We start from the raw sequence: 12,764 nt of genomic DNA on the forward strand, positions 1-12,764 counted from the left end.
TCCGGAGCCGGACGTTGGTGGTGTATCGGTCCCTGGGAAGGTAGACGACGGCGGACATAAACCGGCCATAGATGTCAGGCCGCAGGAAGAGCCGGGTGCGTCTGCGCTCCTGCAGCTTTTGGATGCCAAGTGCAGTGGCGGCGAGGTCCGGAACCTCGATTTGGAAGAGTTCATCCCTGGGATAGGTCTCCAGGATTCCCAGCAAATCCTTCCCCGAGTGGGAATCCGGCGGAAAGCCTGCGCTGCTCAGGACAGCGTCGACCTTTTCGCGGACAATGGGAATGTTACGGACGGAGCCGGTGTAGGCACTGGTGGCAAAGAGGCCAATGAAGCGCCGCTCCCCATTGACGTTGCCTGCAGCGTCAAAACTCTTGACCCCGATGTAGTCGAGGTATGCCGACCGGTGGACGGTTGAGCGGGAATTGGCCTTGGTGATGACGAGAGCCCGCTTTTCACGTGCTTTTTTCCGGCCCGTGTCGGTGAGGTGCTGGATGTGCGGTGAATCCGCGGCTGCGCGCAGCAATCCCAGGCCGCTGTCTTCCCGCAGCTCCAGGACATCTTCCCCGCCCACGTTAACCAGGTCGTATTCCCGGTAACCGAGGAAGGTGAAGTTTCCGTCGTCAAGCCAGCGAAGGAGGTCCTGAGCCTGCCTAAGCTCAGCGATCTGCGCCGGGTTCGCGACCCTGTCCAGGCTTTCGGCGATCTGCAGCGCCTTTTGGCGCATCAAAGGCCAGTCTTCAACCGCTGCCCGGACATCGCTCAGTACCCGCTGCAGGCCTTCCAGCAGCGTTGCCTTGGCTTCATCGGATACGCGGTTGATTTCGACGGCGATCCATGACTCCATGTGCGAAGCGTTTTCACCGTGCGCGATGAGATGGGACAGGTTGGGCATCGCGGCGGTATCACCGCTGGAGATGCCCAGGTGGGAGGGGACCTTGTTGACCTTTACCAGGGCGCCCGTTTCCCTGTTACGGGTGGCCACAAACAGGGGGTGGACCACCAGCCGGATGGCAGCATGCTGCCGGACCAGTTCAGCGTTGACGGAGTCTACGAGGAAGGGCATGTCATCGGTAACCACGAACACCACGCTGCTGTCTTCCTCATCAACGATGGAGATATTTGCATGGCCCGGCTTCCGCACGGCAGCGACGTCCCGGTGCGCTTCCGCACGTGCCGTCAGCACGTCCCCCGGATAGCTCCGCGCGTCCTCTTCGGCTAGGTGCTGATAGTAGTCCCCGATAAAGCCTTCATGGCCTTCAATCGAGAGGGGCTGATCCTCCACGCTGGATCCAGACGACATCGACACACGCCTCCATCACAAGATTCTCGCTGCTTCCTTGCAGCTCTTACGGCGAGCCTAGCCTTTTAGTTTGCGCCCTGCTGTGGAAGAAAATACAGAGGTATTCCGATTTTGCTGGACGTATGCACAAACAAGGTTTGCGATGGCACGACGGAGGGGCGAATCGGGTGCCGCTTCAAGCAGCAGCGACCCGCGCAGCAATGCTGCGTCTGCCGCCGGGTTGTCCTCCGGAAGGAAAGCTTTGAGTTCTGACGCCGGGCCGAACCTTTCCCACGCGTCCCGCAGCTGCCGCTCCGGGCCCCTGCCCACGGAGGAGGCGCGGACCTTGTTCATCACCACTACGGGTGCGGCCTGTGGAACGGCGGTCTCAAGCTCGGCCAAACCCCGCACGAGTCTTGGCACGCCGACAGGGTCGGCGGCACCAACAGCGAAAACAGTGTCAGCTAGTTCCAGGGAGCGCAGGGTGGCCCCGTTTCTGCGGGGAGCAATTGTGTCGAAACTTAGCTCCTCGTCAGCCTCGAGGCAGAATCCCGTGTCCACCACAACCACCTCGGCAATCTGTTTAGCCCGTTCCAGGACAATGCCAAGGGCGGATGCCCGGAGCTCCGTCCACCGGTCCGCGCGGGTGATCCCGGTGAGGACCCGGAAAGAACCGAGCTTCGTGGCGATCGGCATGGCCACCCTCTGCAGTGCGTCCGCGTCCAGCAGCCCTTGGTCAGCGAGCCTGCAGGCCTGTGCCAGGCCCGCGGACTCGCCCATCAGGCCCAGCGCAGCGGCTATGCTCGCACCGTAGCTGTCGGCGTCAACGAGGATAACGGACTTTCCTTCGGCGGCCAGTTCTCCGGCGATGTTCGCCGCAACGACGGTCCGTCCCGGTGCCCCGGCAGGGCCCCATACTGCGAGGATCCGCCCCAGCCCTGGCTCCTCCCGGGTGTTTGGTGGTTCCGCCGGGACAGGGTTGAGGGCAGCGCCGGTGTCGGCGGCACCGCTCCAGTGCGCGCCCCGGGGTCCACTACTCCTTAGCTGGGCCACTGCCTCCGCAATCCTGGCTGACAGGACCGCCGATTCCACACCGGGCAGGACCGAAGCCACTCCAATCCCCCGCAGTCTTGCGGCTTCATCAGCCGAATCGGTGAGGGCAATAATGGCCACACCAACCGCTCCCAGACGGTCCACCAACGAAGCGGTCAGGCCCTCGCAGCCTTCAGCAACCACCGCGGCCCTCGCCAGTCCGCTTTGGCAGGCGGCCAGCAGTTCGGGCAGTTCCGCGCATCGTCGGACCACTGTGACCGGACCGTGGAGGCGCTCCAGCCCGCCGACCAAATCCTCTCGGCTCTGCCCGACAGTGACGACTGGAATACTCATCGCGCTCCGCCCCCGGGGTTCCAGACCACCGAGATTTTTGCTTCATTCGCCTGCGCTCCAAGCAGGCCGGGCATCTGGCTGTCCTCCACTAACACCATCAACACAGTGGTCCGGGACGACCCCAGCGCGGTGGAGGCGGCTGTTACTTCCGCAATTTCGGCACCCGGCAGGAGAAGCTTCGGTTCGCTGAAGCCGTTGCGGGCATCCGGCTGGGCTACCCATACATCGACCCTGGCGCCTGCGACTGCCTGGGCCGGAAGGGTCTCTTCGATAGTTAAGGCAACGGGTTTGCGGTCCAGTTGGTCCACCGCACCGAGGCTTGCCCGGGGAACGAGCTGGTCTTTGCCAATCCTTTGCACTGCAACCACGTTCTCCGGCAGCCCAGATTCGGCGGTAATGTATTGCGCCTCCGTCTCGCCCAGCCTGACCTTGGCGCGGACGACGTTCTCCGACGTCAGCTTTTCGCCCACCGCTATGCCGTCACGGGCCGCATAGACCTCCGTGGTCCGGTCGGCGCTTCCCACCGGAAGACGACGCCCGCCACGGAGGCCAGCACAAGGAGAACACCGACCAGCAAGCGGGGATCCTTCCATGACGGCCGTTTCAGCCTTGCCGCCGTGGCAGATGACTCAGGATCCATTACCGTTTCTCCCCCTTTGTGTACCGGGACCGCCCGCTGTGTCCGGACTCCTCATTGTTGCGGCAGGAAGGCAGGAACAAAAGTCAAAAGTACAAACAAGGGCTAATTGTGGATAACAGCAGCAAACTGCCCGTCCCGGTGGCAAAATGGATGTATGCCCAGGTTTCTTACACTCGCAGACGTCGCCGAGCAGCTCCAGATCAATTCGCCGGCTGCCTACGCCCTGGTCCGTAGCGGAGAGCTCAAGGCTATCCAAGTTGGCGGCCGTGGCCAGTGGCGGGTCGAAGAGAAGATGCTTGAGCAGTACATCGAGGAACGGTACGCCGAAGCAAGCCGGATGATCCAGGAATCCAAGTCGAAGGCAGTCTGATTCTGTCCCGTCTTCCCAGACTTCACGTGCCGCTCCAGGCCTGGTGCGCCGCCACCTAGAGCTCACTGGCCCGCCGTGACCTGACCGCAGCCAGTGCAGCGAAAGGAATGGTTGCGATCTGATTGACATGGTGGCTGCGGCGCACCTCCCCGGGAGTGAGGACAGCAAGGTCAACGTAGTCCTTTCCCACCCGGTCGATGACTCCTGCCAGCCGCACCACTCCACCCGCATTCCCGATGAGGACCGACAGCTCGGCGCGGTCCCGGGCCATCCCGCGCAGGGCGCTGGCAAGCCCAATCCCCCGGCGCACGGAGGACGTTTCGGCCCGTGACAGCCGGCCCAGTCCAACGTAGCGCACCGCTGCGGCGTAGGGAATGAGTAGCTGGTGCTGTTCTTCGTCCAGCACCAATGCCTGCCCGCCGGCATGCGAAAGGGTGCCGGTAAAAGACTCCCCCGCTGCGAGGTAGACGGTTAGCCGGCAGCCCACAACCGCCCGCAACCGGTCGGCCAGTTCCAGACCCACCATCTCCACCCGCGCCCGCTCATTGATTTCGGCATCAAGTGCCAGTCGGTCCGCCTCCGCAAATTGGCTTTCGAGATCAGAAAAGAGTGCATCCCAGCGCATCCGGCCAGCGTAGGGCCCAGGCGTTGCCAGGTCAACGACGAGGACTTTTTCTCTCCAACGTCTGGACAAAGACCGACCACGCGGCGCAAACTGGCTCTATCGCAAGCAAACAGCATCAAACTGCATCAAAAGGAGACTAATGACGCAACCAGCAGAACCCGGCCGGACAGCCGATGCCATCACCGCGACGGCCATACTGCTGCTGGGCGTCCTTCTTTATGCCGTAGGTTCCGGGATTCTCGAGCAATGGCAGCAATCCTCGGCCCGGCAGCAGGGACTCTATCCGGAGCATCTTCTTGGCACAGCCGCGGCGGCGGGCGGGGCCGTCTTGGTGGGCTGGTGGTTCCTTGCATTTGTCTTTGCAGGAGCCACCGCTCTTCTGGAGCGCAACGGCAGGACCCGCGCCGCCGAAGTGACCCGGAAACTGTCCCCCACCTTGATGCGCCGGATAGTGCTTGCTGCGCTTTCGGTTCAGCTGCTGTCCGGTCCGGCCGCACATGCCGGCGCGATACCGCCCGGACCGGAGTGGACTCCCACGCAGGACCGGGTTGCATCGGCTCCTGCAAGTGCCGCGCCGCTGGCAGTGAAGGAACGCCCGGAGAACCCTGCGACTCGGCCATCAGCTATAGACCCGGGGTGGCAGCCGGCTGCCCCCGTGGCCGGCCCAGGGCTGCTGGCTGCTCCTGCAGTACGCGCAGTCGAACAGGCAAGAATCGAAACCGAGGCCGTGGCCGTCCTGGCGGGAGACACCCTCTGGGACATTGCTGCGCACGCGATGGGACCAGGGGCCTCGGACGTAGAGATCGCAATGCAGTGGCCCCGCTGGTACGAAGCCAACCGGGCCATCATCGGCCAGAATCCCGACGTGCTGCTCCCGGGACAAATTCTTCAGCCGCCCTCCGCAGCATAACGGCGGCAGCGCCAGCCATGACAATTTCAGCCACTGACTAAGGGGAAAAACAATGACCGCAGCCACGCCCATTGGAACTGTCGAAGCGCCAAGGAAGGCGGTAGATCCAGCCATCCGGCAGACTCCACCGCAGGTTCCAACCCGGATTCCCCCTCCAGGCCGGGCCGGAAGACCAACAGTGCTGCATCCTGTTGATGAGTTGTCAGAAGTACGTGCGGTCACCCGCGGTACAGTCCAGGCGGCCATGGAAGTGCTCGCGGGTATTCGCCCCATCCACCAACTGGCCCGGCGGCTTGATCCCCGCTGTCTCGCAGCTTTGCAGCACCGCGCCTGCCTGATCCGGCGCGAAATCACCCGCACGGGCAACCCCGCCCTCGCACGGCTGCACCGCAATTCCATCGTCCGCTCCGTCCGCGTTTGCGAAGTGGCCGAAGGCATATATGAAGCCAGCGCCGTGGTGGTCGACGATGTCCGCGCCCGGGCTGTGGCCGTCCGGCTGGAGCGGGGCAAGCAGGTGTGGCGGGTGAGTGAGCTTGTCATTGGCTGAAGAGCTTGCAGCAAAGAACCCCGGGGCGGTGACGAGCCGATGCAGATTCAAGGCCAGACGGGAGCAGGGCCGGGGAACAATGCCCCGGCCCTGCTCTTCATTCAACTATCAGTTTTTCCTGACGAGGTGTCAGCGCCTTTTCTTCTTTGCAGATCGCCTGGCTGCGTCCTGGGCCGCCGCCTTCGCAGGATTTCCTGAGCGGCCGGAGGACCGGGTTTCCACCCGGGTCTGTGTGCCGCCATCCTCGCGGGGAGCAGTGTACTGCAGCTGGGCGGGCTGGGCAGGCGCTTCCAGTCCGGCGGCCCGCACCTGGGGCTCAACGTGCTCGGTGTGTCCGCCCTGTGCGTCTTGGACAACAACGTCCTGGGCAGGAGTAACTTCCACTTCGAGGTTGAAGAGGAATCCTACGCTTTCCTCCCGGATGGCCTCCATCATGCTTTGGAACAGGGTAAAGCCCTCACGCTGGTACTCAACAAGAGGATCACGCTGTGCCATAGCGCGCAGGCCGATCCCCTCCTTGAGGTAGTCCATCTCGTAAAGGTGTTCCTGCCACTTGCGTCCAATCACTGACAGGACAACGCGGCGTTCCAGCTCCCGCATGCTTTCGGAACCGATGGCCTCTTCCCGGGCCTGGTAGACCAGGCGCGCATCGGACAGCAGCTCCTCTTTCAGGAACTCCACCGTAAGCCTGGACTTTCCGCCGGCTTCCTCGATGATCTCGTCGGCCGTGACGCTGACCGGGTACAGCGTCTTGAGGTTGGTCCAGAGCTGGTTGAAATCCCAGTCGTCACCATTGCCCTCCGCTGTGGCAGCGTCGATGAGGGCTGTGATGGTGTCCTCAATAAAGAACTGCACCTTTTCGTGCAGGTCATCACCCTCAAGGATTCGGCGACGGTCGCCATAGATGGCCTCACGCTGGCGGTTGAGGACGTCGTCGTACTTCAAGACGTTCTTGCGTTGTTCGGCGTTGCGGCCCTCCACCTGGCCCTGAGCCGAAGCAATGGCACGGGAGACGAGCTTGGATTCCAGCGCGACGTCGTCCGGCACCGAAGTGTTCATCAAGCGCTCCGCGGCGCCGGAGTTGAAGAGCCGCATAAGGTCGTCAGTCAGCGAAAGGTAGAAACGGGACTCGCCGGGGTCGCCCTGGCGGCCGGATCGGCCGCGCAGCTGGTTGTCGATGCGGCGCGACTCGTGCCGTTCGGTACCCAGCACGTACAGGCCGCCCAGGTTCAGAACTTCCTCATGCTCGTCCTTGACGGACTGCTTGGCAGCTTCAAGCGCGGCAGGCCATGCGGATTCATATTCCTCGGAGTTCTCTTCCGGATCAAGACCCCGCTTCGCCAGCTCCGCCACGGCAGTGAACTCAGCATTGCCGCCGAGCATGATGTCCGTACCGCGGCCGGCCATGTTGGTTGCCACGGTGACGGCACCCTTCCGGCCTGCCTGCGCCACGATGGCTGCTTCCCGGGCGTGGTTCTTCGCGTTCAGGACTTCGTGGCGGATTCCTTCCTTGGCAAGGAGCCGGGACAGGTATTCGCTCTTTTCCACGCTCGTGGTGCCCACCAGGACCGGCTGGCCCTTTTCGTGCCGTTCGGCGATATCCTTCACGACCGCGTCGAACTTGACGGTCTCGTTCTTGAAAACCAGGTCCGACTGGTCGATCCGCTGCATGTCGCGGTTGGTGGGAATGGCAACCACACCGAGCTTATAAGTGCCCATGAATTCCGCTGCCTCGGTCTCGGCAGTTCCGGTCATGCCCGAGAGTTTGCCGTACATACGGAAGTAGTTCTGCAGCGTGACGGTGGCCAGAGTCTGGTTTTCCGCCTTGATTTCCACGCCTTCTTTGGCCTCAATGGCCTGGTGCATCCCCTCGTTGTAGCGGCGGCCGGCAAGGATGCGGCCGGTGTGCTCATCAACGATCAGGACCTCGCCGTCGAGGATGACGTAGTCCTTGTCCCGCTTGAACAGTTCCTTGGCCTTGATGGCGTTGTTGAGGAACCCGATCAGGGGCGTGTTGGCGGATTCGTAGAGGTTCTGGATACCGAGATAGTCCTCGACCTTTTCGATGCCGCTTTCCAGGACACCGACGGTGCGCTTCTTTTCGTCGACTTCGTAGTCCTTCTCCGGCTGGAGCCGCAGGACCACCTTGGCGAATTCGCTGTACCAGCGGTTGGTGTCGCCCTGGGCAGGACCGGAAATGATGAGGGGGGTGCGGGCTTCGTCGATGAGGATGGAGTCGACTTCATCAACGATGGCGAAGTTGTGCCCGCGCTGGACCAGTTCGGATTTGTCCCAGGCCATGTTGTCGCGGAGGTAGTCGAAACCGAACTCGTTGTTGGTGCCGTAGGTGATATCCGAGGCGTACTGCTGGCGCCGCACGGCCGGGTCCTGGTTGGCGAGGATGCAGCCACTGGTCAGGCCGAGGAAGCGGTAGACGCGGCCCATGAGGTCGGACTGGTATTCGGCCAGATAGTCATTGACGGTGATGACGTGGACGCCCTTGCCGGTGAGCGCATTGAGGTAGGCAGGAGCAGTTGCCACCAGGGTCTTGCCTTCACCGGTCTTCATTTCCGCGATGTTGCCCAGGTGCAGGGCTGCTCCGCCCATCAGCTGAACGTCGAAGTGGCGCATGCCCAAGGTCCGTGAGGAGGCTTCCCGGACCGCGGCAAAGGCCTCGGGAAGCAGGTCGTCAAGCTTCTCCCCATCTTGGTGGCGTTCGCGCAGCCGGTCCGTTTCCTCGCGGAGTTCGGCATCCGTGAACGTCTTGAACGAATCTTCCAGGGCATTGATGGACTCGGCATAGTTCCGCAGCTGCCGGAGCGTTTTTTTGTCACCGGTGCGGAGAAGTTTTTCGATAAGTGATGCCACGTGAAGATGCTCCCAGTCTCATGCCGCCGAATTCTGGCGTTTTTAGTCTACGGGAGAGACACCGCCCCAGGGCCCGTTTGTTCCCTCAGAGCGGATACGGGCTACAAGCCGGCAACGGCCTTCGCGAGCGGCCCGGACAGATCGCCGCGGCAACCCACCTCCACGTCCGGAAGTCCCAGCCAGTCAGCCATCAACCGAAGTTCCGCGGCGAGTTCGACGGCGGTGTCCACCGGGGCGCCAGGCTCGGCGAACACCGATTTGGCCAGCAGTTTCCCGCCTGCTCGATCAGCTTTCAGGTCCACCCGCGCCACGATCCTGTCCCTTAGAAGGAAAGGAAGCACGTAGTACCCATACCGCCTCTTGTGCTCAGGTGTGTAGATCTCAATCCGGTAGTGGAAGCCAAACAGTTCGTCCAGCCGGCGGCGCTCAAAGACCAGGGAATCAAACGGACTCAGCAGTGCCCGGCCGCCCGCTTTGCGGGGCAGCGTGGCCTCCACGTGCCGGAACACGTCGCGGTTCCAGCCGGCCACGCTCACCCGCTCGAGCCTCCCGCAATCCACCAGATGTTCCACGGATGCGGCAGCGGCCTTGGCCGGCGTGCGGAAGTAGTCAGCGAAACACCGCACGGTGCCGATGCCGTGAGCCTGGGCCGCGGCATCAATAAGGCGGTGCAGGGCAGGGGCACGATCGGGTTCCCGCTGCCGTGAAAGGGGCACGTCCGGCAGCACCCTGGAGGTCAGGGTGTACTTGCGCTCAAACTGCTCCGTCCTGGAAGCCGCCGAGACCAGGCCCTCCTCAAACAAGTGTTCCAGTACCCGCTTGACGGCACTCCAGTTCCAACCCCAATTGACCGCTTGTTTTTCCTCGACGTGGCCGATCCTCGCCGCGATCTCGGCAGCAGTCATAGGTCGTGCGGAAGCAAGTGTTTCCAGAATTCGGGCAGCGATGGTATCCCGCACACCGGGGTCCATACCCGCGGCGCCCACCCATGCCCTTTTCTGCCAGAGCCGGAGGTCAGGAAAGTGCTCTGGGCGGATATAGCTGGCCTCATGAGCCCAGTACTCCACCATGCGTCGCGGACGGGTGCCGGACATCCGCTGGAGAATGGCGCGGTCGTAGTTCCCCAGCCGGGAGAAGAAGGGGAGGAAGTGGCTCCGTGCGAGAACATTGACGGAATCTATCTGGACGAGCTGGAGCCGGGCAAAGGTGCGGCCCACCGTCCGTGATGTCACGGGGCCGGTGGGCCGTCCTTTGTCGAGTCCCTGTGCTGCCAGAGCGATCCGCCGGGCCTGGTCCAGGCTCAGCGTCGCAGGCACATCAGTCCTTTCTGTGGATGGCGTTCACCACCCTAGGCGTTTGCTGCTGCGTCGTCCGAACGGTACGCGATAATTTTCTCTTCGACCACGGTGTCACCGGGTTCGCATTCGTGGTCCAGGGTGATGACCCCATAGGTCCAGCCGCGGCGCCGGTACACGACGGACGGTGTATTCGTAGCCTTATCCACGAAAAGGTAGAAATCATGACCGACGAGTTCCATGTTGTCCACGGCGTCGTCGAGGGAAAGCGAAGCGGCCGGGAAGACCTTGCGCCGGATCAGGACCGGGGAGTCACCGGCCGGGATGTCATTGTCAACATCGTAGGGAGATTTCTCTGCGGGGGCCGGCGGGGTTTCGTTCCTGTGGCTCGCCTCGACATAAATCGGTTCGTGGGCACTGGCGGGCTCCAGCGTGGCGGTTGCTTCACGGACAGCCTTAGGTGTGTGCCGTCCATGATGGACCTTCTTGCGGTCCTTGGCGCGGCGGAGCCGCTCAAGCAGCTTGTTGTACGCGAGGTCGAATGCAGCGAACTTATCAGCGGCGCTTGCTTCGGCACGGATCACCGGTCCCCTGCCCAGAACTGTCACCTCAACGGTCAGCTGGTCGCCGGTCTGCCGGGAACTGGTCTCCTTGGAAACCTTCGCATCAACCCGCTGGACTTTGTCCCCCAGCGACTCAATCTTTGAAATCTTCTCCCCGGCGTATTCGCGGAACCGGTCTGAAACTGTCAGATTTCGTCCGCTGATCATAAACTCCATGGTGCCCTCCAAATGACTTCGGTGACACGACGGCAGCACTTCGCTGGGCCGATCTGTTTGACAGTCAAGCCCCTCTCCGAGCCGCCATCGACAGGTACATTCTGTTCTTGGTACCCACCACCGACGTTAGTTCATAGCCATGCGTTATTCATCCTTTCTTGGTTTATTTTTTTCTAAGTCATGCTCCTTTCCCCGGCCTTCAATGGATGCCGTGCCGGAGGCCGAAGAGTCGGGCGGGCGTGTCGCGGCGAGCACAATTGCGCCGACCACCACTGCACCTGCAAGGTGCAGTGCCCTGGCTGCTTCCGCCAGTGTCGCGCCCGTGGTGAGGACGTCGTCGATGATGATGCAGCGTTGTCCGGCAACCTGGTTCCGGCCACGCTGGCGGACGTGCATGGAGCCCCGTACGCGCTTTGCGCGGCCGCCGCGGTCCAGGCCTTTTTGCCCTCCGGGCAGTTGGAGGCCCCCCGTCCTGGTCTTTCCCAGCACGTCCTGCACCGCAAGCCCGGGCACTTGGTGTGACACCTCCCTCAGCAGGAGGTGGACGGGGCTGAAACCTCGCTTCAGGAAGGCCGCGCTGGTGCTCGGGACCGGTATCAGGCAGTTCACTTCCGTCCCGGATGATGCCGAACGGACAGCACCGGCTAGCGCCCGCCCCAGGCTGCCCGTGAGCTGATACTGGCCGTGGCGCTTGAAAGACAGCAGGGCCGAGGCGAGCTCCTCCCGGTATACCCCGGCAGCGACGACGGGCAGCAGCACCCTCCCGCCAACGTCCATCAGGGCAGGTGCTCCGCTTTCGGCCCGAAAGGGGTCGCGCGTCATACGGCGAATCCGGCGGTCGCACTGGGCGCACAGGGCCCGGTCTTCGGCTCCGCAGCAAACGCAGTCCACCGGAACAGCAAGTGCAAGGAGATCGGCCGCAGCTTCCGCTGCCTGGTCCAGCAGGCGCAGGAGTGCATTCTGATACTCGGAGCGGTGCGCGGCGGACCGTTGTACTGCCGGTACAAGGTCCGGGTCCGGCCGCCGCCTTCTCCCGGCCCTGGCCTCAGTAGCGGATCTGTTGCTCACCGCACAAGGATCTGCCCACACGCACTCCAGGGACAGGCAGCTCCCCGCCTATGTGGATAACGCCCAACGGCATCAGCCGGGGAATGACGGGTCGATGGGTCCCTTGATTTGGGGGGACCAACCATTTCCGAGCCGCTGGAAGATGCCCTCCGCGGACTGCGCATAGATCTCCTCAGCCCCGTTTCCGGCACTGAGTGCCACCAGCCCGGGCCACGGGGCCAGTTGTTGCGGCTGCCCCGAGGTGAGGGACAGCAGCTCAGGCGTGACGTTCGACGCCGCGGCACCCTTCATCACCGCAACGGTAGTGTCACTGACCCAGGCGCCCCGGTCCGGTTCGCTGTCGGTGGCCAGGGTAACCGGCGGTGTCAGCTCCCGCGGTGTTCCGTCCGCGCCGCGGATTATGCCGGTCACCTGCACGCGGGTCTTCCCGTTCTGTTCGGAGATCACCAGCGCCCGCACTCCTTCCCGCGAGATCCGGAAGTCCTTGACAGTGCGTCCCGCCAGCCAGGCGGGCGCCAGGGTTACCGAGGGTACGTTGGCTCCCTCGGCCACGCCGGCGGGGCGGTAGGCAACCACTTCGGTTTCACCCGAAGCTCCCGGCCCTGCCGACCACACCCATTCGTGGAGGCCGAAGGAGGGCCGGGTCAATGCGCTCCGTGTGGTTAATGCCCGTGCGGGCTGGCCGGGGTTGATGCTGTACAGGGTGGTGCGGCTGTCATTAAGGAAGGCCGCAGTTTGTGACACCGGGGATTCTGCCGGGAACCGCGGATTGAGGGAAGACACCGCTTGCATGTCCGGCAGCGGTGACACCCTGTTGTTCTCGTAGCGCGCCAGATCGTTGCCGCTGATGGCAATCTGGCGCGAGGGCACGCTTTTGTCCAGCACCGGTGGGAGGACCGAGCCGTTGTCCTCGACGCGGACGAGGTCCTGGTTGGCGCGCAGCTCAACGTTGACCACGTCCGGCTGGGTGCGGAACGTCAGGGTCAGCTGCATCTGC

General features: G+C 63.2%; 10 protein-coding genes and 2 pseudogenes. 3 read left to right on the plus strand and 9 right to left on the minus strand.

The features are described from left to right. From AC5RWX_RS23985 to AC5RWX_RS23995, 3 genes and pseudogenes are all read right to left on the minus strand, one after another. Positions 1–1,300 (minus strand): annotated as a pseudogene (locus tag AC5RWX_RS23985) (NAD-glutamate dehydrogenase); the annotation flags it as partial. Positions 1,301–1,357: 57 nt separating this feature from the next. Beyond that, on the minus strand, positions 1,358–2,665 hold the full coding sequence (locus AC5RWX_RS23990; RefSeq protein WP_494098797.1) for a CpaE/TadZ family protein: 1,308 nt from the start codon (positions 2,663–2,665) through the stop codon (positions 1,358–1,360). Further along, a pseudogene (locus AC5RWX_RS23995) lies at positions 2,662–3,305 on the minus strand (hypothetical protein). The gene AC5RWX_RS23990 and the pseudogene AC5RWX_RS23995 overlap by 4 nt, the downstream one beginning before the upstream one ends. A 154-nt stretch (positions 3,306–3,459) precedes the next feature. Here AC5RWX_RS23995 and AC5RWX_RS24000 point away from each other — a divergent pair. Continuing rightward, positions 3,460–3,675, plus strand: a complete 216-nt coding sequence (locus AC5RWX_RS24000) for a helix-turn-helix domain-containing protein (protein WP_494098798.1) — start codon at positions 3,460–3,462, stop codon at positions 3,673–3,675. A gap of 55 nt (positions 3,676–3,730) precedes the next feature. Here AC5RWX_RS24000 and AC5RWX_RS24005 read toward each other — a convergent pair whose 3' ends face one another. Continuing rightward, a complete protein-coding gene (locus AC5RWX_RS24005; protein WP_494098799.1) occupies positions 3,731–4,300 on the minus strand; it encodes a hypothetical protein in 570 nt (189 codons plus the stop codon). Between the two features lie 139 nt (positions 4,301–4,439). On the opposite strand from AC5RWX_RS24005, the gene AC5RWX_RS24010 reads away from it, so the two are divergent. Then, on the plus strand, positions 4,440–5,210 hold the full coding sequence (locus tag AC5RWX_RS24010; RefSeq protein ID WP_494098800.1) for a LysM peptidoglycan-binding domain-containing protein: 771 nt from the start codon (positions 4,440–4,442) through the stop codon (positions 5,208–5,210). A gap of 199 nt (positions 5,211–5,409) precedes the next feature. Next, on the plus strand, positions 5,410–5,757 hold the full coding sequence (locus tag AC5RWX_RS24015) for an Rv3235 family protein (RefSeq protein WP_494098801.1): 348 nt from the start codon (positions 5,410–5,412) through the stop codon (positions 5,755–5,757). Between the two features lie 129 nt (positions 5,758–5,886). Here the strand turns inward: AC5RWX_RS24015 and secA are convergent, their stop codons facing one another. The 5 genes from secA to AC5RWX_RS24040 all read right to left on the minus strand — a co-directional run. Further along, entirely contained in the window at positions 5,887–8,625 is a 2,739-nt protein-coding gene (secA, locus tag AC5RWX_RS24020; RefSeq protein ID WP_494098802.1) for a preprotein translocase subunit SecA, read from the minus strand. A gap of 101 nt (positions 8,626–8,726) precedes the next feature. Beyond that, positions 8,727–9,941, minus strand: coding sequence for a winged helix-turn-helix domain-containing protein (locus tag AC5RWX_RS24025; RefSeq protein ID WP_494098803.1), 1,215 nt, complete (start codon positions 9,939–9,941; stop codon positions 8,727–8,729). A 32-nt stretch (positions 9,942–9,973) separates the two neighbouring features. Beyond that, positions 9,974–10,699: a ribosome hibernation-promoting factor, HPF/YfiA family gene (hpf, locus tag AC5RWX_RS24030; protein ID WP_494098804.1), complete on the minus strand. Its 726-nt coding sequence runs from the start codon at positions 10,697–10,699 to the stop codon at positions 9,974–9,976. Between the two features lie 144 nt (positions 10,700–10,843). Beyond that, entirely contained in the window at positions 10,844–11,521 is a 678-nt protein-coding gene (locus tag AC5RWX_RS24035) for a ComF family protein (RefSeq protein ID WP_494098805.1), read from the minus strand. Between the two features lie 318 nt (positions 11,522–11,839). Then, a partial coding sequence (locus AC5RWX_RS24040; RefSeq protein ID WP_494098806.1) for an LpqB family beta-propeller domain-containing protein occupies positions 11,840–12,764 on the minus strand: 925 nt, incomplete at its 5' end.

The organism is Arthrobacter sp. SPT-J7 (genome assembly GCF_059089965.1).

What these genes read in the sequence shown, in the direction of transcription:
- AC5RWX_RS23990 (WP_494098797.1), bottom strand. Translation starts at nt 2,665, where the DNA reads ATGAGTATTCCAGTCGTCACTGTCGGGCAGAGCCGAGAGGATTTGGTC.
- AC5RWX_RS24000 (WP_494098798.1), top strand. Translation starts at nt 3,460, where the DNA reads ATGCCCAGGTTTCTTACACTCGCAGACGTCGCCGAGCAGCTCCAGATC.
- AC5RWX_RS24005 (WP_494098799.1), bottom strand. Translation starts at nt 4,300, where the DNA reads ATGCGCTGGGATGCACTCTTTTCTGATCTCGAAAGCCAATTTGCGGAG.
- AC5RWX_RS24010 (WP_494098800.1), top strand. Translation starts at nt 4,440, where the DNA reads ATGACGCAACCAGCAGAACCCGGCCGGACAGCCGATGCCATCACCGCG.
- hpf (WP_494098804.1), bottom strand. Translation starts at nt 10,699, where the DNA reads ATGGAGTTTATGATCAGCGGACGAAATCTGACAGTTTCAGACCGGTTC.
- AC5RWX_RS24035 (WP_494098805.1), bottom strand. Translation starts at nt 11,521, where the DNA reads ATGACGCGCGACCCCTTTCGGGCCGAAAGCGGAGCACCTGCCCTGATG.